This is a genomic window from Falsiroseomonas ponticola (assembly GCF_016805305.1).
In the GTDB taxonomy this organism is placed as follows: Bacteria; Pseudomonadota; Alphaproteobacteria; order Acetobacterales; family Acetobacteraceae; genus Falsiroseomonas; species Falsiroseomonas ponticola.
On record NZ_JAERQN010000001.1, the window covers coordinates 693,971 to 716,184 of the forward strand.

Sequence of the window (22,214 nt, forward strand, 5' to 3'; positions counted from 1 at the left end):
AAGGGAAGGGCGGTGATGCTGGGCATGGCGGGGCTCCCCGCTGGCGATGGGGTGCGCCCTCCTGGCGGGGCAGCCTCGGGCCGCCTTGGGTCATCATGCGGGAGCCCCATGAATGGTCCCTTAGCGGCGTCGCGTTTTCCCCCCCGATCCGGGCGGCTGGCGGGATGCCCCCTTCACATCCGGCGGAGCGCCCCCGGGCGGGCCGGGCGATTCCGCCAGGCGCGCCAAGGGCCTGGCCCCGCCAAGCGATATCTCCGCAACCCTGGCCGCCGGCCAGGCGCCTTGCCGGCGGCGGGGGCGCTGATAGCCCAGCCGGCCATGACCCCTTCACGACATGCCCCGGCCCGGCATCCCGCGGCCCCCACCCGCCGCGCCGTCACGGCCGGCCTTCTCTCCGCCACGGCGCTGCCCACCGCCGGCCTCGCCGCCTTCGCGCCGGAGCTCGAGGCCCGGGTGGCGCAGGCCGCGCGCGCCTTCATGGAACGGACGGGCGCGCCGGGCCTGGCGATCGGCCTCGCCGGCCCCGCGGGGCGGCGCCTCTTCTTCTTCGGCATGGCCGATCCCGCCCGCGCCGCGCCGGTGGGGGACGGGACGCTGTTCGAACTCGGATCGCTCAGCAAGCTGGTCACCGTGGCCCTCGCCGCCCTGGCGGTGGAGGAGGGGCGCCTGCGCTGGGAGGATGCGCCAGGCCGCCATGTGCCGGAGATCAGCGGCCCCGGCACGGATCGCCTGACCCTGCTGCACCTCGCCACCCACTGCACCGGCGGCATGCCGCTGCAATTCCCCGCCGAGGTCCGGGGCTGGGCGGATGCGGCGGCCTGGTACCGCGCCTGGGTGCCGCCCGCCCCGCCCGGCACGCTGCGCGCCTATGCCAACCCCTCCATCGGCCTGCTCGGCGTGGTGGCGGCGCGGGCGCTGGGGGGGGATTTCGCCGCCCTGGCGCGGGACCGCGTGCTGCGCCCGCTCGGCCTCGAGGCCAGCTGGCATGCGGTGCCGGCCGCGCGGCAGGGCGCCTATGCGCAGGGCCATACGCGGGATGGCCGGCCGATCCGCCTGGCGCCCGGGCCGCTCGACCTGGAAGCCTATGGCCTGCGGGCCACGGCCCCCGACCTGCTGCGGCTGGTGGAGGCGCAGATGGGCCTCCTCCCCCCGCCCGCGCCGCTCGGCGCCGCGCTCGCCGCGCTGCCCCTGGGCCGCTACCGCAGCGGGGCGCTGACGCAGGGGGCGATCTGGGAATGGTACCCCCCGCCCGCCACGGCGGAGGCGATCGCCGCCGGGAACGCCGATGGCATGGTGCTCCGCCCGAACGCCGCCGCGGCGCTGTCGCCGCCGCTCCCGCCCCCGGACGGGGCCTTCGTGAACAAGACCGGCGCGACCAACGGCTTCGGCGGCTACGCGGCCTATGCGGCGGGGCGGGGGCTCGGCCTCGTCATCCTCGCCAACCGCAACCACCCGACGGCGGAGCGCCTGGCGCTGGCCCTGGAGCTGCGCGCGATCATCGGGGCCTGACCGCCCCGGCCGGGCCGGCCCGCCATCCGCGGGCCCTACCGGGCCTTGCGGATGATCAGCCCGATCGAGGTCGCGACATGCTCGCCCATGGCCAGCCGCAGATGTGGCGTATCCGCCACCGGCAGCGCGCCGCCTTCCTCCGCGAAGGGGGGCAGGTCCACGAACTGGTCCAGCACGCCCCGGCCGGGGTCGAAATCCACCGGCAGCAGCTCATGCCCCGCCGCCGCCAGCCGCTCGCCCAGCGCCTCGATGTGGCGGCGCTGGAACAGCACGGTGACGCCGGATTCCGGCGTCGGCCCCTCGGCGGCCATGTTGAATTCCGTGGTGTGCACGGCGATGCCGCCGGGGCGCAGGCAGTCCATGGCCCGCACCACGAAATCGAGGCCCGCCTGGATGCTGCCCAGATGTTCCAGGGAACAGACGGACCAGACGAAATCCCGGCCGCCATCGGCCAGCTCATCGGGGATGCGCCGCATGTCGGCGGGCTGGAAGGTCACGCGCTGGTCGAAGACCTCGCGCTCCACCAGCGTCGGCCAGAACAGGTCGTCCAGCTCGCTGGCATGCTGCCCCGTCGCCTGCCAGCCCCGCGCCGCCTGCTCCTGCTGCGCCAGGTCGGTGGCCAGCACCTCCACCCCATGGGCGGCGAAGAAGGCGGGCAGCATCTCCCGCCCCACGGCGAAGCCCAGCGCCCGGCGGCGGCCGTTCAGCATGCCGGCCTCCCACAGCGCCTGGGCGACGAAGCAATCCTCCCACACCTTGCGGTGATAGACCGGCAGCATGCCGAGCCGGGCGCACCAGTAGTGCAGCCAGGGCTGCTCGATATCCGCCTGGCGGCAGAGGCCGGAGGTGAGCCGCACCTGCACGGGGAAGGATTGCGGCGGCACCCCCGGCCCGGCGATGCCGCTGGCATAGAGCTGCCGCGCGAAGGCGGAGCCCAGCACCTTGGTGTTCCACGCCGCGTGCCGTGCCTCCGCCGAGGGTCCGGCGGCGCGGCTGGCAAGGTCCGCCACCCCCTGCCGCCCGCGCGTGATCAGCGCCGAAACGCGCCGCAGCATGCCGTGTCTGTCCATGCCGCTCCCTCTGCCCCCGAATCCCGCCCGGGGCAACGGGTGGGATGGGGTGGGGCCATGCCCCCCGGGCGGCCGCCGGCCGCGCCGGGGATGCGCGCGCCTCAGCTATCCAGGCGGATGCCGAGGTCCCGGATCAGCGGCCGCCAGGTCGCGTTCTCCTGCGCCACGAAGGCGTTGAACTGCGCCGGCGTCCAGGGCTGGTACTCGATGCCGAGGTCCGCCAGCCGCCGCGCCAGCTCGGGCGAGGTCATGGCCCGGATCATCTCCTCCGCCAGCCGGGCGATGACGGGGGCGGGGGTGCCGGCCGGCACGCTCATCCCCTGCCAGCCATAGGCGACCGCGTCATGGCCCAGGTCGCGGAGCGTCGGCACCTCCGGGAACAGCGCGCTGCGCGCCTCGCTCATCACGCAGAGCGCGCGGACGCGGCCATCGCGGATGAAGGGCGTGCCCGTCGCGGTGTCGATCACCACCACGTCCACATTGCCCGCCAGCAGGTCCTGCATGGCGGCGGGCCCGCCGCGATAGGGCACATGCTCCGCCGCCAGGCCCGTGCGCCGCTTCACCAGCTCCATCGCCAGGTGGTGGGGGGAGGCGACGGCCGGCGTGCCATAGGTCGGCGCCTTGGCCCGCGATGCCGCGACGAGGCCCGCGAAATCCCGCACCGGGTCATTGGGCCGCACCACGATGTAGAGCGGGAAGCGCCCGATGAAGCCCACACCGGCGAAATCCCGGTCCGGGTCGTAGGGCAGCCGGGCATAGAGCGCCGGGTTGTAGGTCAGGATGCCGTTGTCCACATGCATCCAGGTGTAGCCATCCGCCGGGGCCCGCGCGACGATCTCGCTGGCCAGCACGGCGCCGCCGCCGGGCCGGTTCTCCACCACCACGTTCTGGCCGAGCCGCGGGCCCATCTGCGCCGCGATCAGCCGCGCGAAGGCGTCCGATGCGCCGCCCGGCGGATAGCCGACGATCCAGCGCAGCGGCCGGTCCGGCCAGGCGGCCTGCGCGGCCGCGCCCCGCGCCAGGCCCGCCACCCCCAACCCCGCCGCGCCCGCGATGAGCCCCCGACGTCCGACCATGCCCCGATCTCCTGGAATTCAGGGCGGCCATTCTGCGGGCCCGCGCGCCCGGCGCAACCGGAATGCGCGGCCCCATGGCGCCCGGCGCGGGCATTCCCTGCCCGGCAATGCGGCAACAAGGGCCAGCCATGCGCAGTCAGCGCGCGATTAACCCGAAACCTGTCTTGATCCTGCCATACCGAGGCAGGACATTCGCGGCATGCGCGCGATGATTGGCATTTCCTGCTGCGTGAAGGCGTTCGGCATCTTCGCCACGCCCAATCACGCGGCGTCCGACAGCTACATCCGGGTCACGCTCGGCCCGATCGGCGGCGTCCCCGTGCTGCTGCCCGCGGCCGGGGAGGCGCTGGTGCCGGAGATCCTGCCCCGCCTCGATGGCCTGATGCTGACGGGCAGCCGGTCCAACGTGCATCCCGACCACTACCAGGGCCCCGCCCATGCCGAGGGCACGCCGGAGGATGTGGCGCGGGACAGCACGACCCTGCCCCTGATCCGCGCCGCCATCGCGGCCGGCCTGCCCGTGCTGGCGATCTGCCGCGGCTTCCAGGAACTCAACGTCGCGCTCGGCGGCTCGCTCGACCAGCGCATCCAGGACCTGCCCGGCCGCCTCGACCATTCCACCCCCTCGGATCAGAAACTTCCGAAAGTCCGCACCGGCAAGGCCCACCCCGTGCGCCTTTCGGCCGACAGCCAATTGGCAAAAATCTGGGCGGCGGCGGGGCTGCGCTTCCGGCCGGAAGCGGTGCCGGTGAACTCGCTGCACAACCAGGGCATCTGCCGCATCGCGCCGCGCCTGGTGGCGGAAGCCTGGGCGCCCGACGGCACGATCGAGGCCGTGCGCGTCGCCGATGCGCCGGGCTTCGCCATGGGCGTGCAATGGCACCCGGAATATGACTGGGAGCATGACGCGCTGAGCCGCACGATCTTCGAGGTCTTCGGCGCCGCCTGCGCCGACTGGGCCGCGGGACGAAGGCCGGAAGCCGCCGCCGCGCGACGCGCCGCGGCCTGACTCCGCAACGACCATCGCCACGCGCTTCACGTCCACGCGACCTGCCTTGGCCATGCCCGATTTTCCCGGTCGGACATGCATTCGCCTTTTGCAAGCGGGGCTTGCGGCGGGCTAACCTTCCCGTGCCGGCCTTGACTTCGCCGGTGGACGAAGCCCGGTTCCCCTGCCGGCTCGCCCGACCATTCCGATCGGAACGTTAGCGTGGCGCCCGGTCACCCCCCTGACCGGGCGCTTTTCCGAGCGCATCATGGCCGCATCGCAAGGGGCACCCATCATGGACCAGGACAGGCTCGCGGGACTCAAGGCGCGCTTCGGCGCCGCGGCCTCCGGCGCCGGGGAGACCGAGGACCCCCTCTTCCGCCGCATCATCGACAGCCAGTTCCAGGGCGACCGCCGCGCCTGGCCCTTCGCCGGCATTTCGACCTTCTGCGGCGCGCGCCTCGAAGCCGATCCGATCGCCAACCCGCCGGAGATCGGGCTGCTCGGCGTGCCCATGGACCTCGGCGTCACCAACCGCGCGGGCTCGCGCCTCGGCCCGCGCGCCCTCCGCGCGGTGGAGCGCATCGGCCCCTATGAGCCCGCCCTGCACATGGCGCCGCTGACGGAGGCGCGCGTGGCCGATATCGGCGACGTGCCCATGGCGTCCCGCTTCTCGCTGGAACAATGCCATGCGGATATCGAGGCGCATGTGGCCAGGCTGCACGCGGCCGGCATCCGCCTGGTCTCCGCCGGCGGGGACCATTCCATCAGCCTGCCCATCCTGAAGGCGCTGGGCCGGGACCGCCCCTTGGGCATGGTCCATATCGACGCCCATGCCGATACGGGGGGCGAGTACGAGGGCACCCGCTTCCACCATGGCGGCCCCTTCCGCCAGGCGGTGCTGGAGGGGGTGCTGGACCCCGACCGCACCATCCAGATCGGCATCCGCGGCGGCGCCGGCTACCTCTGGGAATTCTCCACCGCGTCAGGGATGACCCTGCTGCCGATGCATGAGGTGGCGGCCATGGGCATCCCCGCCGTCATCGCACGCGCCCGCCAGGTGGCGACGGGGCCCATCTACGTCTCCTTCGACATCGATGCCGTCGATCCCGGCTTCGCGCCGGGTACCGGCACGCCGGAAGTGGGCGGCCTGGCGCCGGTCCAGGTGCTGGAGCTGCTGCGCGGCCTGGCGGGGCTCGACGTGGTGGGCGGCGATGTGGTGGAGGTCGCGCCGCAATATGATGGATCGACCGCCACCGCCCAGATCGGCGCCCAGGTCATGTTTCAGGTGATCTGCCTGCTCGCCCGCGCGCCTTCGTTCCGCCGATAGGGCCGGAAACTTAGGAAAACCCCGCCTTCAACAAGCGATTCCGGCCTGTTATGTAGGGTCCGTTATCGGGGGCCATGGGGCCTGGGGGCGGGTCCGCCCCGGGGCCGCTTCAGAACGTCGGGATATCGGGTGCCATGAAGTTCACGGTGGACAGGGCAGTGCTGCTCAAGGCGCTCGCGCATGTGCAGAGCGTGGTGGAGCGGCGCAACACCATCCCCATCCTGGCGAATGTGCTGCTGGAAGCCCGCGATGGCGGCCTGCGCCTGACCGCCACCGACATGGAGATCGCGGTGGTGGAGGAAGTGCCGGGCGTCACCGTCGCCCGCACCGGCCGCACCACGGCCCCCGCCGCGACGCTGTTCGAACTCGTCCGCAAGCTGCCCGAGTCCGCGAAGATCGAGCTGGACCACCCCGGCGGCGACAGCCAGCTGACGCTCCGCGCCGGCCGCTTCGACGCCAAGCTCGCCGTCCTGCCGGTCGAGGATTTTCCCTCGATGACCGAAGGGAAGCTCCCGCACCGCTTCGCGCTGCCGGCCGGCCAATTGCGGGAACTGATCGACCGCACGCGCTTCGCCATCAGCACGGAGGAGACGCGCTACTACCTCAACGGCATCTACATCCACGCGACGGAAGCCGGCGGCGCCAAGGTGCTGCGCGCCGTGGCCACGGATGGCCATCGCCTGGCCCGCGTGGAGGAGCCGCTGCCGGACGGCGCCAGCGGCATGCCCGGCGTCATCATCCCCCGCAAGACGGTGAACGAGCTGCGCAAGCTGGCGGAGGAGGTGCAGGACGAGATCGCCGTCGCGCTTTCCGACACCAAGATCCGCTTCACCCTCGGCCCGGTGCAGCTGACCTCCAAGCTGATCGACGGCACCTTCCCGGAATATGAGCGCGTCATCCCCCGCGGGAACGACAAGATCCTGAAGGTGACGAAGAAGGACTTCGCCGAGGCCGTCGGCCGCGTCGCCGGCATCAGCAGCGAGCGGTCGCGCCCCGTGAAGCTCAGCGTGGACCGCAACCACCTGCTGCTCTCCGCCGCCAGCGCCGAGCTCGGCCAGGCGCAGGAGGAGCTGGATGGCGACGTGGTGAGCTACGAGAACGCCCCCATCGAGATCGGCTTCCAGGCCCGCTACCTCAACGACATCACCGACCAGATCGCGGAGACGGTGGAGTTCCGCTTCTCCGACGGATCGGCGCCGACGATCGTGACGGACAGCGCGAAGCCGGAAGCGCTCTACGTCCTGATGCCGATGCGGGTGTGACGACGGGCGGGGAGGCTAGGAACAGCCTCCCCACAACCGCTCATCGAAGCGGAAGGGCGTGACGGCCAGGATGCGCGCCTCGCCCGCCCGCGGATGCGCCGGGTTCAGCAGCAGGTTCCGGCCTTCCCGCAGCACCATGGAGGGCACGGAGAGCACCGCGCTCCGCCCGCCCGCGATCCAGCCATCGCCGGCCGCGCGCGGATCCTCCGGCATGGCGGCCACCACCTCGACATCCGCGGGCAGCGCGACGCGGACCAGCACATGGTCATGCGTGACCCCGGCATAGGGCATGTCGAGATGCACGCGCGCTTCCAGCACCGCGAGCGCGGGATGCTCGGACAGATAGACCAGCGCGCGGCCGGGGCTGTTCCAGCGCTGCCCGTCCCGCGCCTTGTCGCCGGAAAGCCCCACCTGGCCCTCGCGGCAGATCTGCCAGCCCGTCAGTTCGTCCATCGGCCCCGATGACGCGGCGGCGGCGCGCCGAGTTGCTAGCTGGCGTCGTAATCAACCGAGACGCTGGCCCCGAGCGGCCGCGCCTGGCAGCTCAGCACGAAGCCGGCCTCGGTCTCCCAGGGCTGGAGCGAGTAGTTCGTCGCCATCGCGACCGCGCCCTCCGTCACCTTCGCCCGGCAGGTGCAGCACATGCCCCCGCGGCAGGACCAGGGCAGGTCGAGCCCCGCGCGCAGCCCGGCCTCCAGCACCGTCTCCCCCGATGCCATCGGCACGTCGCGCGTGACGCCATCGACGGTGATGGTCGCCATCGCCGCCGGCGGCGCTTCCGGTGCCGCCACGGGCCGGGGGCGGGGCAAGGCGCCGGCGGCCGGCGTGAAGCGTTCCTCCTGGATGCGCGCGGGATCCATCCCGAGCCCTTCCAGCGCCTGGCGCGCGCCCTCCGCCATCCCCTCCGGCCCGCAGAGGAACGCCGCGTCGACGGCGCCCACCGGCACCAGCCCCGGCAGCAGCGCCGCGATCCGCGCGGCATCGAGCCGCCCATGCAGCGCGCTCAGCTCATGCTTCTCCCGGCTCAGCACATGCACAACGGCGAAGCGGGACAGGTACCGGTCCTTCAGCCGTTCCAGCGCTTCCCGGAACATGATGCCGGCGGCGTCGCGATTGCCGTAGAGCAGCACGAAGCGCGCGCGCGGCTCCCGCGCCAGCAGGCTGGCGGCGATGGAGAGGATCGGCGTGATCCCGCTGCCGCAGGCAATGCCCAGCACCGTGCGGGGCGCCGCCGCCGCATCCGGCATCAGCCCGAAGCGGCCTTCCGGCGCCATCGCCTCCACCACATCGCCCGGCTTCAACCGCTCCACCGCCCAGGTCGAGAAGGCACCGCCCGCGACGCGCTTGATGCCGACGCGAAGCGTCCCGTCATCCAGGCCCGAGCAGATCGAATAGCTCCGCCGCTGCTCCACCCCCTCCACCACGCGGCGGAAGGTCAGGTACTGGCCCGGCGTGAAGCGGAAATCGGCCTGCGGCGGCGGCTGCAGCGTGATGGCGACGGCATCGTTTGTTTCACGGGAAACATCGACGACCCGCAACGGATGGAAACGGGTGGACACGGCGTTCATCGGCGCCTCGCTACAGGCATTTGAAGGCATCGAAGGGCTCGCGGCAGGCGGTGCAGCGCCACAGCGCCTTGCAGGCCGTGCTGCCGAATTCCGAGAGCTTCTCCGTGGCCGCGCTGCCGCAGCGCGGGCAGGGCGTGTCGTCATCCGCGCCGAACAGCGCGCGCCGCCCCGCCCGCTTCGCCGGCGGCGCGATGCCGTAGTCCCGCAGCGCCTGGCGCCCGGCTTCCGTTATCCAGTCGGTCGTCCAGGCGGGCGACAGCACCAGCCGCACGCGCACCTGCGGAAACCCGGCGGAGGCCAGCGCGGCCTCCACCTCCCACGCGATCACGTTCATGGCGGGGCAGCCGGAATAGGTCGGCGTGATGTCCACCTCCACCCCGCCACCGCTCATCCGCACATCGCGCAGCACGCCGAGATCGCCGATGCCCAGCACCGGAATCTCCGGGTCCACCACCGCGCCGGCGATGGCCCTGGCACGCGCCAGGTCGAGCGTGACGACGCTCACCACGTCGCCCCGGGATAGGCGCGCTGCAGATGCTGCATCACCGCCAGCATGTGGCCGAGATGCTCGGTATGCACGCCGCGGCGCCCGCCCTTCTGCATCCAGCCATCGCGCGGCCGCTCCAGCCCCGCCTCGGCCAGGACGCGCGCCACCGTCGCCTCGAAGGCCGGGCGCAGCGATGCCGGATCGGGCAGCAGCAGCGCCACCGCGCCATGCTCCGCGATGAAGAGTTCGCCGGTATAGGGCCAGAGCTTCGCCACCGCCGCCGCCGCGCGCGCCCGGCTTTCCGCCGTCCCGTCGCCCAGCCGGATCATCCATTCCCCGGCATGGCGAAGATGGTAGGTCACCTCCTTCTCCGCCTTGGCCGCGATGGCGGCAAGCCGCGCATCGGGGGAGGACATGGCCGCCTGCCACCAGGGCAGCATCACGGCGCTGGCCAGGAACAGCCGCGCGATGGTCTCCGCGAAATCGCCGCGCGGCAGCTCGAAGATCAGCGCGTTGCGGAATTGCGGGGCGTCGCGGCGATAGGCGAAGTCATCCTCGCCATGCCCCGCGCCCTCGACCTCCGCCGCGTACTGGTACAGCGACCGCGCCTGGCCGAGCAGGTCCAGCGCGACATTCGCCAGCGCCAGATCCTCCTCCAGCATCGGCGCATGGCCACACCATTCGGACAGGCGATGCGCATGCACCAGCGCGTCATCCGCGCGGGCGAGGAGCGCCTCCACGAAAGGCGAGGCAGCGACGGTGATCGTCGTCATCTCACATATGCCCGATCTCGTCGGGCACCTCGTAGAAGGTGGGGTGGCGGTAGATCTTGTCCGCCGTCGGCTCGAACAGCGAATCCCGGTCCGCCGGGTCGCTCGCCGTGATGGCGGAGGACGGCACGACCCAGAGCGAGAGCCCCTCGCCGCGCCGCGTATAGGTATCCCGCGCCGCCTGCAGCGCCATCTCCGCATCCGCCGCATGCACGCTGCCGGCGTGGCGATGCGCGAGTCCCGCGCGGGCACGCACGAAGACTTCCCAGATGGGCATGGGGGTTTCGCTCATCGCGCTCACTCCGCCGCCTCGGCCATCGCGGCGCGGCGCGCGCGGCGCTTGGCGGCATGCGCCAGCGCCGCCTCCCGCACCCAGGCGCCCTCCGCATGGGCTTTCCGCCGCGCCTCCAGCCTCTCCCGGTTGCAGGGCCCGTTCCCGGCCAGCACCTGCCGGAACTCCTCCCAGTCGATGGCGCCATACCGCCAATGCCCCGCTTCCTCGTCGTACCGAAGCGCCGGGTCCGGGAAGGTCAGCCCGAGGAAATGGCCCTGCGGCACCGTCGCATCGACGAATTGCTGGCGCAGCGCATCGTTGGTGAAGCGCTTGATCTTCCAGCGCATGGACTGGTCGGTATGCGCACTTTCCGCGTCCGGCGGGCCGAACATCATCAGGGAGGGCCACCACCAGCGGTCCAGCGCATCCTGCGCCATCGCCTTCTGCTGCGCCGTGCCGCGCGCGAGCGTCAGCATGATCTCGTAGCCCTGCCGCTGGTGGAAGCTCTCCTCCTTGCAGATGCGCACCATGGCGCGCGCATAGGGGCCGTAGCTCGTCCGGCAGAGCGGGATCTGGTTCATGATCGCCGCGCCATCCACCAGCCAGCCGATCGCGCCGATATCGGCCCAGCTCAGCGTCGGGTAGTTGAAGATCGAGGAATACTTGGCCTTGCCCGACAGCAGCTGGTCGACCAGCTCCTCGCGCCCCGTGCCCAGCGTCTCCGCCGCCGCATACAGGTAGAGCCCGTGCCCGCCCTCATCCTGCACCTTGGCCAGCAGCGCCGCCTTGCGGCGCAGGCTCGGCGCGCGGGTGATCCAGTTGCCCTCCGGCAGCATGCCGACGATCTCGCTATGCGCGTGCTGGCTGATCTGCCGCGTCAGCGTCCGCCGGTAGGCCTCCGGCATCCAGTCATTCGGCTCGATCTTGTCCTCGGCCGCGACCCGCGCCTCGAACCGCGCCAGGCGCTCCGGATCCTCCGCCGGGCCCGAAGCCGGCGCCACATCCTTCTGGCTCAGGGCCTGGGTGTACACCGGCGCCTCCTCCGCTTTCGGGGGAGGTTATGTCACAGATACCGCCAAGTAAAGCAAGAATGACGTAACACGTCAGCCGAGCCCGAACCGCCCCGCCAGCTCCGCCGGCGGCAGCTGCCCCGCCTCCGCCCGGCCCGCCTCGTCCAGCCAGGCCTCCGCCGCCGGCACCAGCCGCGCATAGAGCCGCGCGGCCAGCGCCGCCGCATCCCGCCCCGGCCAGCGCTCCGGCAGCAGCGCATCCGGCAGCGCCGGGTCCCGCAGCGCGATCCGCCGCCACTCATGCACCAGCCTGAGGCGCAGCGGCAGCGCCTCCGCCGCCTCCGGCCGCAGCTCGTCCAGCGGCGCGAAGGCCTCGACGAAGCGCTCATGCGCCGCGGCGATCGCCTCCAGCGGCCAGGCCCGCGCCGCCAGGTCCCGCGCCTCCGCCAGGTGGCGCGGCGTCGCCATCAGCACCGTGGCGGCCGCCGGCAGGGCCTCCGCCGCCCCCCGCAGGCCGATCCAGAGGCCCGGCGCCGCCTGGCCGAACTGGCTCGCCACCAGCGCCTCCACCACCGCCGGGTCGCTCGTCATCGCCAGGCGGAACTGGCCGTCCCAGGCCGGCGGCACGGTGCGGTAGATGCGCCGCGCCGCCGCGCCGAAGGCGGCCTCCCCCCGCGGCCCCAGCCGGTAGAAGGAATTCCGGCCGACGCGATTGCGCGCCAGCCACCCCTCCTCCGTCAGCCGCGACATGGCGGTGCGCACCTGCCCGGGATTGCAGCCGAAATGGTCGAGGATCTGCTGCAGCGACCCCAGCCACAGCGATCCCCCCCGCGGCGCCACGGCATCCCCCCAGATCGTCACGATCAGGCTCGCGATGCGGGGCGGGCCGAGGCGCTTCGTCAGCGCCTCCAGGGCGGAGGGGTCGGGCATGCGGGGCAGACTGCGTCCACCATGCCGGCCAGGCAACACTTGCCCCCGCCGGGGTCGCGGACCACATCCGCGCCGCCATGACCCATGACCGACGCCCCCCCGCCTATACGGCGCCGATCCTCTCCACCCTGCCGCCCCTGCCCGATTGGCTGGTGGGCGAACTCCGCTCCGACCATGCGGGAGAGACAGGGGCCGTCATGATCTACCGCGGCATCCTGGCGGTCTGCCGCGACCCCGGCGTGGTGGATTTCGCCCGCCGCCACATGGCGACGGAACAGGGGCACCTCGACCTGCTGAACGTGCTGCTGCCGCCGCACCAGCACAGCCGCTTGCTGCCCATCTGGCGCGTCGCCGGCTGGCTGACCGGCGCGCTGCCCTCCCTTTTCGGCCCCCGCGCCGTCTATGCGACGATCGACGCGGTGGAGACCTTCGTGGACCACCACTACCAGCAGCAGATCGACCGGCTGGACGCGGAGGACATCCACCCGGAAATCCGTGCCCTGCTGGCCCATTGCCAGGCCGAGGAAGTCCACCACCGGGACGAGGCGCGCGACGCCGCCACGGCACCACCGGGCATGCTGCTGCGCGGCTGGGCGTGGCTGGTGGGGAACGGGTCCGCGGCGGCGGTACAGGCGGCGCGCCGCATCTGAAAAGTGCGAGGCTCTGCCTCGCGCTCCGCCGGGGGGCGTGGCGCCCCCCGGGCCCCGCCGGCACTATGCGACTCCCAGAGGGGGATCGCAGCCATGCCGACGAACAAGCTTCCCAAGCCCAGGGCCATGATCGTGGCGCCGCAGCCGGAGGCCGCTGAGGCCGGCGCCAGCATCCTCGCCGCCGGCGGCAACGCCATCGACGCGCTGCTCGCCTGCGCGCTCACGCAAGGCGTCGTGGACCCCATGATGTCGGGCATCGGCGGCCTCGGCATCCTGCAGCTGCACGACCCCGCCACGGGCCGCACGACCGTGCTGGACGGCCTCTCCACCTGCCCCGGCGCCTGCACCCCCACCATGTGGGAAGCGGCCTTCCAGCGCGAATGCGCCGATGGCTACGGCTTCATCCTGGCCGACCGCGCCAACGAAGTCGGCCACCGCGCCGTCACCACCCCCGGCATCCTCCGCCTCTTCGCCGAAGCCCATGCCCGCTTCGGCAGCCTGCCCTGGAAGGATCTCTTCGCCCCCGCCATCGGCTTCGCCGAGGAAGGCTGGATCATCCGCCCCCACGTCCACACCATGTTCACGGCGAACGAAGCCGCCTATGGCCGCCTCGACTACGTCCGGAAACTCGCCTTCACCGCGGAAGGCGCGGCCCTCTACTGCCGCCCGGACGGCACCCCGAAACGCCCGGGCGACCCCGTCCGCAACCCCGCCCTCGCCCGCACCCTCGCCGGCATCGCGGCCGATGGCGTCGAGAGCTTCTACACCGGCGCCCTCTCCCGCGTGATCCTGGACGACATGGCGGCCAATGGAGGCCTCCTCTCCGCCGCCGACCTCGCCGGCTTCCGCGTGACGGAAGCCGCGCCGCTCACCGTCCGCTACCGCGGCTTCGACATCTCCCTGCCCCCGCCCCCCGCCGGCGGCATCGTGGTGGCGGAGATGCTGCGCATCCTCGAACGCTTCGACCTCGTCGCCCTGGGCCACAACAGCCCGGCCTTCATCCGCATCCTCTCATCCGCCATGCGCATCGCGCTGAAGGACCGGGAGGATCACATCGGCGACCCCGCCACCCAGCCGCCCCCGCTCGACCACCTGCTCTCCGACGCCTATGCCGATGCCTGCGCCGCCCGCATCCGCGATGGCCTGGTGGCGGCACCCGCGCGCGTCACCGCGACGGCCAAGGACACGACCACGATCTCCTGCGTCGATGCCTCGGGCCTGGTCGCCTCGCTCACCCACACCCTCGGCGTCCCCTCCGGCGTCATCCCGCCCGGCACCGGCTTCATGCTGAACGGCGCGATGAACTGGTATGACCCGCGCCCCGGCCGCGCGGGCTCCATCGCGCCGGGCAAGAAGCGCTTCTCCTCCATGACCCCCACCATCGTCTTCCAGGATGGCCGCCCCGTGATGACGCTCGGCGCCCCCGGCGGCGCCTGGATCGGCATCGCCATCCTCCAGGTGCTGGTCAATGTGCTCGACTTCGGCATGGGCATGCAGGAAGCCGTGCAGGCCCCCCGCTTCGCCGCCACCGGCCCCGCCATCGATATCGGCAACCGCATCCCCCGATCGGTGGAGCGCGCCCTGGTCGCGGCCGGGGAGGCGGTGCGCCGCAACTACCATTCCTACCCCTTCGCCGCCCCGCACGGCATCAGCCTCTGGGATGGCGTGCTGGCCGGCGGCGCCGATCCGCAGCGGGACGGGCTCGCCATCGGCGTGCCCTGACCGCCCGCGCGAAACAGCGCGAAACCGCGGCGAAGCGCGGGAACATCGCGACGGCGTGATCCCGTGATTCCCTGGGCCCGACGTGCCCAGGGCCCCCGCACCATGACCGAACTCACCCTCCAGACCCGGAACATCAACGCCCTGGCGCTGGAAGGGCCCGCCGCCGGCAGCCTGGTGTGGGATGACCTGGTGGCGCGGCTGGATTTCGAACAGCGGCTGACGGAGGACAGCTTCGGCATCCCCGTCCCCGTCATCGATGCCGGCGCCACCATCTACGCCCATGGCCAGCTCGGCATCGAGGTGACGGCCACCTGGGATGCCGGCAGCTTCGGCATCGACTATGTCGTGGACGACAAGGCCGATGGCTTCAGCGAATGGGTGGATGAACGCGCCGCCCCCTACATCCCGCCGCCGGATGCCGCGGACAAGACGCCGCTCGCGCAGTACCAGAACGCCAACCCCATCCTGCTGCCGACGCTCGATTTCGTCACCGGCGACATGCCCTTCGTCGCGCCCAAGGGCCCCTCCAGCCTCTCCGTCGATTTCGTCTATGGCCTCCAGGCCGGGGTGAAGGATATCGACGTCTCTGCCGACCTCTGGGTGGATGAGGTCGATATCATCTCCGACCTCGACATCCCGCTGGTGGACATCCCGGATGGGCGGGAGAACATCCTCAGCATCACGACGGGGGAGGCGATCGACCTCGACCTCGGCACCTTCCCCATCACCATCAACAAGCTGACGGTGCCAGAGGCGCCGAACGAATACCAGGGCGTCACCTTCGGCGACGGGCTCTTCCCCTCCCTCATGCGCAGCGGCCAGGGGCCCGCCTTCCTCGACGCCACCTTCTCCATGGCGCAGTTCCTGGCGAACCTCTTCCCCGCGGCCAAGGTGCTGTCCGGCACGCTCGACATCGCCGGCCCCAAGACGCAGCTCTACTGGACGGTGCTGGAGGTCGAGACCAACGTCACGCTCCGCCTGGTGCAGGAGGTGGAGTTCCACCTCGACGGCATCCGCCTGCAGCTCGACACCAGCCTCGGCCAGCATGCCGAAGGCGCGCTGGGCGACAGCTTCACCATCGACACGCCGCAGGGCCAGGGCGATGTGGACGCGACCGTCACCTACACCGCCTATGGCACCTACAGCGCCCGCGTCGGCATCCAGCTCACCGCGACGATGGAGGTCTCGGCGCTGGAAATCGGGCTGCGCAACACGCGCTTCAAGGATTTCGACGTCTCGGTCGGCCCCCTCATCCACTTCTTCGTCCCCGATGCCGATGGCTGGTCGGCGGAGCCGCTCTGGCTCTACGACAATTCGCGCAAGGTGGTGCTGGACGGGCCCGACACGACCGATGGCATCACCGGCGTGCAGGCCACCTACACCGCCCATTACCAGAACGACGTCACCGCCACCGATGGCGACGACACGCGCCGGCTGACGGATGAGCAGACGGCGCTGGACGCCAAGGCGGGCAACGACCTGATCGCGGGGTCCAAGGTCTTCAACAACATCTTCGGCAATGATGGCGCCGACACGCTGCACGGCTTCGGGGCCGGGGACCTGCTGAGCGGCGGCGCCGGCCATGACCGCCTCTATGGCGATAGCGGCCCGGGCGGGCCGGCCGATTTCTACACCGGCTACAACGCGCCCGGAATCGCCGTGCCGGGCGATGACATCCTGCTCGGCGGCGCCGGCAACGACACGCTGGATGGCCAGGGCGGGCATGACGTGCTGACGGGCGGGGACCTCGGCACCGGCGCCAGCGGCAGCGATTCCCTCAAGGGTGGCGCGGGCAACGACACGCTCTATGCCGGCGGCACCGATGGCGGCGTGGATACGCTGGATGGCAGTTCCGGCCAGGACCGCGCCGTCATCGCCCGCCGCGGCTCCCTCGCCGATTTCCGCGTCGCCGCCGGCGTCGATGTCACGCTGCCCGATGGCACCGTGCTGAAATCGATCGAGCGCCTCGACATCGCCACCGGCTTCGGCGCGGATACGCTGACCGGCGGCACGGGCGCGGACAGCCTGGATGCCGGCGCGGGCGATGACCTGCTGGATGGCGGCACGGGGCGGGACACGGTGCTGGGCGGCGCCGGCGCGGACACCATCATCGCGATGGATGAATCCGGCACCGGCAAGGCCGATGTGCTGGATGGCGGCGATGGCCAGGACACGCTGGTCTATCGCGGCGCGGGCGTCGCCTCCCCCAAGGCCATCATCCTCGCCCTGCAGCCGGAGATGACCTTCGCGACCGGCACCATTGCCCGCGGCTTCGAACGGCTGGACTTCGACAGCGGCGTGCTCGCCACCGGCGCCGACATCGTCGCCGGCGGCGCGGGCAACGACATCATCCGCACCGGCCTTGGCGACGATGTGCTGGGCGGCGGCGCCGGGCGCAACCGGCTGTACGGCGGCGGCGGCAACGACACCATCGTCACGGCCGGGATCGACAGCGTCGATGGCGGCGGCGGCGACGATCTTGTCGTGGTGCTGGCGCCCTCCACCACCCGCCTCGGCACCCCCGCCTCCTGGCAGTTCATCTTCCGCGCCAATGAGACGCAGGTGCTGAGCAACGGCACCACCATCGCGGGCGCGGAACGCATCGACTGGACCGGCGGCGCGGCCAATGACCAGGTCACGGGCGGCGTGCATGCCGATGCGCTGATGGGATCGGGCGGCGCGGACAGCCTGGATGGCGGCGCGGGCAAGGACCAGGTGGATGGCGGCAGCGGCGACGATGTCGTCACCGTGCGGCAGGGGGAAGGCGGCGACACGCTGCTGGGCGGCACGGGCGATGACCGCCTGGTGCTCGATCTCTCCGATGCCACCGGCAGCCTCAACGTCTCCGGCTGGCAGGGCAATGACGATTTCACCTATGTCCAGGGCCCGAACGGCCCGACCGCCTTCGCGGGCTTCGAGCGCCTGACCTTCCGCGGCGGCGCCGGCAAGGACGTGATCGAGGGCGGCGACGCCGCCACCCCCATCGCCGCCCCGCGCGGCAGCCCCGGCGCCTTCGGCGACCGCCTCTATGGTGGCGGCGGCAACGACCAGATCGATGGCCGCGGCGGGCGCGACGCGCTGTTCGGCGAAGGCGGCAATGACCGGCTGGTCTGGTCCACGGGCGGCGACCTCTATGATGGCGGGGCGGGGGACGACACGCTCTGGGTGGATGCCGGCCGCGGCGCGCCGCTCGCCATCGCCATGGCGCCGCTCGATGCCGATGACGGCGACGACACGACGGATGAGAACGAGACCTTCCTCAGCGACGGATCGCGCATCGCGAATGTCGAACGGCTGCGCTACATCGGCACCGGCGCGGCGGATGGCGTCGATGTCGAAGGCGGTATCTTCAACGATACGCTCATCGGCGGCTTCCACGCGGACCGCCTGGCCGGCGGCCGCGGCGCCGATTCCATCGAGGGTGCGGCCCTGGCCGATACGCTGCTGGGCGGCGATGGCGCCGACACCTTGCTGGGCGGCAGCGGCGCCGACCTGATCGAGGGCGGGGACCGCGCGGATCGCCTGGTCGCGAATGGCGGGCCCGCCGTCGTTTCCACCTTCGCGCTGGTCGATACCGGCGGCGGCTTCGGGCCGGGCGACTTCACCCTGCCCGGCATCCTGGCCGATACGCTGCTGGGCGGCGCGGGCGACGATACGCTGGTGGCCGATGCGCCCGCCATGGTGGTGGGCGGGGAAGGGCTGGACCGCCTCATGCTGAACCGCGCCACCGCCTTCCTCGGCTATGGCGTGAACCTCACCAACCCCGACGTCACGACCGACCTGCTGGATGGCAGCACCGTCACGGGGGTGGAGGTGCTGCAATTCTCCGGCGGCACCGGCGACGATACCGTCGCGGTGGAAGGCCTGCGCGGGCATGACCTGCGCGGCGGCTACGGGCAGGACGTCCTCGTGCTGCACCTGGCGGCGGCGGCGGCCACCGTCACCACCGATGCCGCGGGCGTCATCCGCTTCGGCCCCGGCATCGCCCGCGCCTTCGAAACCGCCACCGCGCTGTTCGGCGAGGGCGATGACCGGCTGCTGGCCACCGCCGGCACCGTCGCCTGGACCGCCGATGGCGGCGGCGGCGATGATTCGCTGCATGGCGGCCAGGCCGGCGATACGCTGGCCGGCGGCACCGGCGACGACCGGCTGGAAGGCAATGGCGGCGCCGATACGCTGGATGGCTTCACCGGCCGCGATACGCTGCGCGGCGGCGCGGGGGACGACCTGCTGCTGGGCGCCGGGCTGCAGGCGGGGGAGCTGTTCGATGGCGGCAGCGGCACCGACACCTTCTCGCTGCGCGACGATGCGGTGGGCGCGCGCATCGACCTCGGCGCCGCCAGCGTCACCCGCGCCGGCGCCACCGCCACGCTGCGCTTCGTCGAGAGGGTGGAGGGCAGCGCCGGCGCCGACACGCTGCTCGGCGGCAGCGGGGCGGAGACGCTGATGGGCGGGGAGGGCAACGACCAGCTGGATGGCCGCGGCGGCCATGACCTGCTGGCGGGCGGGGAGGGGGATGACACCTACATCGTCAACCAGCCCGGCGCGACCATCGAGGAAGCCGCCGGCCGCGGCAACGACATGGTGCGCGCCAGCTTCAGCATCACGCTCTCGGCGAATGTCGAACGCCTCGTCCTGCTCGGCACCGCCGCCAGCGGCACGGGGAATGCGGGCGACAACGGCATCACCGGCAATGCGGCGGACAATGTCCTGCTCGGCCTCATCGGCCATGACACGCTGCTGGGGCGGGAAGGGGATGACAGCCTGGATGGCGGCCAGGGCCATGACAGCCTGCGGGGCGGGGAGGGCGCCGATACCCTGACCGGCGGCGCCGGCAACGACACGCTGCGCGGGGAGGGTGGCGCCGATGCCTTCCTGCTCGGGCGCTTCGGCGGCATCGACCGCATCCTCGACTATGACGAGACGGATCGCATCCTGCTGGACCGCGACAGCATCGACCCCGGGCGCGACCTGTTCATCGCCCTGGGCGCGGTGACGGAAAGCCGTTTCGGCTATGGCCGCGGCGATGGCTGGACGCTGGCGATGGCCGGGCGCGACCTGGTCTTCGATGCCGATGGCGTGGCGCGCAGTGGGGATGAGGTGGTGCTGGCGCGCATCCAGGGCGCGCTGCCGGACTTCCTCGACCTCAGCTTCGTGTGAGGCGTTTCGCCAGCTCCGCCTTCACCGTCTTGCCGCTGCTGTTGCGCGGCAGGTCGGCGATCAGCTCGATCCGCTTCGGCACCTTGTAGGGGGCGAGCCTGGCGCGGCACAGCGCCTCCAGGCTCGCCGCATCCGGCGCCTCCCCGGGCCGCGGCACGACGAAGGCCGCGATCTCCTCCCCCATGCTGGCGGAGGGAAAGCCCACCACCGCGGCCTCCGCGATCCGGGGGTCGGCAAGCAGCACGCTCTCGATCTCCGGCGGGTAGATGTTCACGCCGCCGCGGATGATCATGTCCTTCTTCCGCCCCTTCAGCGTGACGTAGCCGGAGGCATCGACCGAGGCGAGGTCGCCGGGCAGGAACCAGCCCTGGTGGAAGACTTCCGCGTCAGCCTCGGGATCCTCGAAGAAGCCGGTGGCGACGCCGGGCCCGCGATAGCCGATGCGCCCGACCTCGCCCGGCGGCAGCCGGTTCATGGCATCGTCGAAGATCGCGATCTCCACGCCGAAGACGGCGCGGCCGACGCTCGCCTCATGCGCGTCGATATCCTCCGGCCGCAGCAGCGATATCCCGCCGCCCTCCGTGCTGGCGTAGTACTCATGGAACCCGGCGCAGAGCCGGTCGCGGATGGCCTTGCGTTCCCAGGGATGCAGCGGCGCGCCCGACGACAGCAGCAGCCGCATTTTCTTCAGAGGCGCGGCCTCTGCCTCACTCAGGTCCAGCAGCCGCCGCAGCAGCGTCGGCACCAGGAAGGCCGAGGTCGCCTCGCGCTTCGCGATCTCGGCGGCCAGCGCCTCGGGCTTGTAGGGCGGCGGGAAGAGCACCGCCGTGCCGCCGCTGAACATCAGCGACATCGGAAACGTCCGCCCGCCCCCGAAATACAAGGGCGTCGCGGAGACATAGACCTCCCGGCTGTTCAGGCCGAGGTCGATCCAATGCGTCCAGAAGCGGCGCAGGAATTGTTCATGCGTCACCACCGGCCCCTTCGGCCGCCCCGTGGTGCCGGATGACAGCGACATCAGCAGCGGCATCGCGCCGCAATCGCGCCCGCTGGGGAAAGGCAGGTCGGCCGGCGCCGCTTCGACACCGCGCGCGAAACCGTCATCCATCGGAACGCAGCGCAGCCCCTCCAGCGCCGCCGCCCCCGGCTCCACCAGCACCAGCGACGCCCGGAAACGCAGCGCCACGGCCTGCTGCTCCCCCGTGGTCCAGCGCCAGTCCAGCGGCAGCGCCACCGCGCCCATCCGCGCGGCGGCCCACAGCGCCAGCATGTGCTCCAGGCTGTCCCGCAGCGCGATCCCCACCACATCGCCCTGCCGCAGGCCGAGTGCCGTGAGATGCGCCGCCCAGCGCCGCACCAGCCCGTCCAGGTCCCGGTACAGCACGCGGCGATCGCCCGCGACCAGCGCCGCCTGGTCCGGCCGCGCCACCGCGTGATGCGCCAGCGCATCCGCGATGTTCATCATGGCGCCAGCCCGTAGATCCGCAGCGCATTCTCCCGCAGGAATTTCCGCAAGGGCCCCGGGCGGAGGTTCAGCGCTTCCACCTCCGCGCGCGTGCGCTCGAATTGCAGCACGGGGAAATCCGTGCCGAACATCACCTTGTCCTGCCCGTAGCTGTCGATGTAGCGCACGAAGCTCTCCGGCCAGTATTTCGGGCTGTGCGCGTCCGCCGCGATGAAGACGTTCCGGTGCTTCCAGGCCATCGCGATCATCTCGTCGGTCCAGGGGATGCCGACATGGATGCCGATGATCTTCAGCTCCGGGAAATCGCAGGCCACCGCATCCAGGCAGATCGGCCGCCCGACGGAGCGCCGCGGGTAGCTGGCGTCATAGACCAGGCTCTGCCCGACCTGCAGCTGCACCGGCACGCCGAGTTCCACGCATTTCGCGTAGAAGGGATACCACTTGGCGTGGTCGGGCGGCAGCTCGAACCAATGCGGGTAGAAATGCGCGCCGATGAAGCCGTCCTCCTTCACCGCGCGCTCCAGCGCGCGCACGCCGTCCATCCCCTCGGTCGGGTCCAGCCCCGCCAGCGCGGAGAAGCGGTCGGGGTATTGCCGCACCGCCGCCGCCACCAATTCGTAGGGGACGTGGTAGCAGGCGGGGTGCCACTTCACGCCGACCTTGGCGGCCACCAGGAAGGCGCGCTCGATCCGCGCGGCGTCCATGCGCGCCAGCATCGTCTCCAGGCTGATGCCCTCGAAGGTTTCCTGGTCCACGCCGATCTTGCCGCGGAAGAAGGCGGTGCGGTCCGGCCGAGCGGCCAGCGCCTCCTTCGTCCAGATGTTCACCACGGAATCGATCGCCCAGATCTCGTCGCCCATCGCGTCAGGATTCCTTGTCGCGGCATCGCCGCGTCGTGGCGCGGCGATTGACCCGTGCCGCGTGCGGCGGAACTCTGGCCGCC

The 22,214-nt window shown here is 71.9% G+C and carries 18 protein-coding genes; 7 read left to right on the forward strand and 11 right to left on the reverse strand.

What is annotated here, in order from left to right:
• Positions 1-318: 318 nt before the first annotated feature.
• Entirely contained in the window at positions 319-1,509 is a 1,191-nt protein-coding gene (locus JJI54_RS03385; protein WP_203070917.1) for a serine hydrolase, read from the forward strand.
• Between the two features lie 35 nt (positions 1,510-1,544).
• On the opposite strand, the gene JJI54_RS03390 is transcribed toward JJI54_RS03385, so the two are convergent.
• Together JJI54_RS03390 and JJI54_RS03395 are read right to left on the reverse strand one after the other, a co-directional pair.
• Positions 1,545-2,579 carry an SAM-dependent methyltransferase gene (locus JJI54_RS03390; RefSeq protein WP_226381357.1) on the reverse strand — a complete coding sequence of 345 codons (1,035 nt, stop codon included), beginning with the start codon at positions 2,577-2,579 and terminating at the stop codon, positions 1,545-1,547.
• A 101-nt stretch (positions 2,580-2,680) separates the two neighbouring features.
• On the reverse strand, positions 2,681-3,655 hold the full coding sequence (locus tag JJI54_RS03395; protein ID WP_203070919.1) for a Bug family tripartite tricarboxylate transporter substrate binding protein: 975 nt from the start codon (positions 3,653-3,655) through the stop codon (positions 2,681-2,683).
• A 199-nt stretch (positions 3,656-3,854) separates the two neighbouring features.
• Between JJI54_RS03395 and JJI54_RS03400 the strand changes: the two genes are divergently transcribed.
• The 3 genes from JJI54_RS03400 (at position 3,855) to dnaN (ending at position 7,235) form a co-directional block, all read left to right on the forward strand.
• Entirely contained in the window at positions 3,855-4,664 is an 810-nt protein-coding gene (locus JJI54_RS03400; RefSeq protein WP_203070921.1) for a gamma-glutamyl-gamma-aminobutyrate hydrolase family protein, read from the forward strand.
• Between the two features lie 274 nt (positions 4,665-4,938).
• A complete protein-coding gene (gene speB, locus JJI54_RS03405) occupies positions 4,939-5,973 on the forward strand; it encodes an agmatinase (RefSeq protein WP_203070923.1) in 1,035 nt (344 codons plus the stop codon).
• A gap of 134 nt (positions 5,974-6,107) precedes the next feature.
• Positions 6,108-7,235 carry a DNA polymerase III subunit beta gene (dnaN, locus tag JJI54_RS03410; protein ID WP_203070925.1) on the forward strand — a complete coding sequence of 376 codons (1,128 nt, stop codon included), beginning with the start codon at positions 6,108-6,110 and terminating at the stop codon, positions 7,233-7,235.
• Positions 7,236-7,250: 15 nt separating this feature from the next.
• On the opposite strand, the gene JJI54_RS03415 is transcribed toward dnaN, so the two are convergent.
• From JJI54_RS03415 to JJI54_RS32570, 7 genes are all read right to left on the reverse strand, one after another.
• A complete protein-coding gene (locus tag JJI54_RS03415; RefSeq protein ID WP_203070927.1) occupies positions 7,251-7,688 on the reverse strand; it encodes an RES family NAD+ phosphorylase in 438 nt (145 codons plus the stop codon).
• 35 nt (positions 7,689-7,723) lie between these two features.
• Positions 7,724-8,803: a 2Fe-2S iron-sulfur cluster-binding protein gene (locus JJI54_RS03420; protein WP_203070929.1), complete on the reverse strand. Its 1,080-nt coding sequence runs from the start codon at positions 8,801-8,803 to the stop codon at positions 7,724-7,726.
• Positions 8,804-8,813: 10 nt separating this feature from the next.
• Positions 8,814-9,308 carry a 1,2-phenylacetyl-CoA epoxidase subunit PaaD gene (paaD, locus tag JJI54_RS03425; RefSeq protein WP_203070931.1) on the reverse strand — a complete coding sequence of 165 codons (495 nt, stop codon included), beginning with the start codon at positions 9,306-9,308 and terminating at the stop codon, positions 8,814-8,816.
• A complete protein-coding gene (paaC, locus tag JJI54_RS03430; protein WP_203070933.1) occupies positions 9,305-10,063 on the reverse strand; it encodes a 1,2-phenylacetyl-CoA epoxidase subunit PaaC in 759 nt (252 codons plus the stop codon). The genes paaD and paaC overlap by 4 nt, the downstream gene beginning before the upstream one ends.
• Before the next feature lies 1 nt (position 10,064).
• Positions 10,065-10,352, reverse strand: a complete 288-nt coding sequence (gene paaB, locus JJI54_RS03435) for a 1,2-phenylacetyl-CoA epoxidase subunit PaaB (RefSeq protein ID WP_203070935.1) — start codon at positions 10,350-10,352, stop codon at positions 10,065-10,067.
• Between the two features lie 5 nt (positions 10,353-10,357).
• A complete protein-coding gene (paaA, locus tag JJI54_RS03440; protein WP_203070937.1) occupies positions 10,358-11,365 on the reverse strand; it encodes a 1,2-phenylacetyl-CoA epoxidase subunit PaaA in 1,008 nt (335 codons plus the stop codon).
• Between the two features lie 72 nt (positions 11,366-11,437).
• Entirely contained in the window at positions 11,438-12,274 is an 837-nt protein-coding gene (locus tag JJI54_RS32570; protein ID WP_203070939.1) for a PaaX family transcriptional regulator, read from the reverse strand.
• A gap of 77 nt (positions 12,275-12,351) precedes the next feature.
• On the opposite strand from JJI54_RS32570, the gene JJI54_RS03450 reads away from it, so the two are divergent.
• From JJI54_RS03450 to JJI54_RS32575, 3 genes are all read left to right on the forward strand, one after another.
• Positions 12,352-12,924: a demethoxyubiquinone hydroxylase family protein gene (locus tag JJI54_RS03450; RefSeq protein WP_203070941.1), complete on the forward strand. Its 573-nt coding sequence runs from the start codon at positions 12,352-12,354 to the stop codon at positions 12,922-12,924.
• 93 nt (positions 12,925-13,017) lie between these two features.
• Positions 13,018-14,646 carry a gamma-glutamyltransferase family protein gene (locus tag JJI54_RS03455; RefSeq protein ID WP_203070943.1) on the forward strand — a complete coding sequence of 543 codons (1,629 nt, stop codon included), beginning with the start codon at positions 13,018-13,020 and terminating at the stop codon, positions 14,644-14,646.
• A 102-nt stretch (positions 14,647-14,748) separates the two neighbouring features.
• Positions 14,749-19,806, forward strand: a complete 5,058-nt coding sequence (locus tag JJI54_RS32575) for a beta strand repeat-containing protein (RefSeq protein WP_203070945.1) — start codon at positions 14,749-14,751, stop codon at positions 19,804-19,806.
• Here JJI54_RS32575 and JJI54_RS03465 read toward each other — a convergent pair.
• Together JJI54_RS03465 and JJI54_RS03470 are read right to left on the reverse strand one after the other, a co-directional pair.
• On the reverse strand, positions 19,793-21,271 hold the full coding sequence (locus JJI54_RS03465; protein ID WP_203070947.1) for a class I adenylate-forming enzyme family protein: 1,479 nt from the start codon (positions 21,269-21,271) through the stop codon (positions 19,793-19,795). The genes JJI54_RS32575 and JJI54_RS03465 overlap by 14 nt on opposite strands.
• Positions 21,268-22,131 (reverse strand): amidohydrolase family protein, encoded by an 864-nt coding sequence (locus tag JJI54_RS03470; RefSeq protein WP_203070949.1) that lies wholly within the window; start codon positions 22,129-22,131, stop codon positions 21,268-21,270. The genes JJI54_RS03465 and JJI54_RS03470 overlap by 4 nt, the downstream gene beginning before the upstream one ends.
• Positions 22,132-22,214 lie beyond the last annotated feature (83 nt).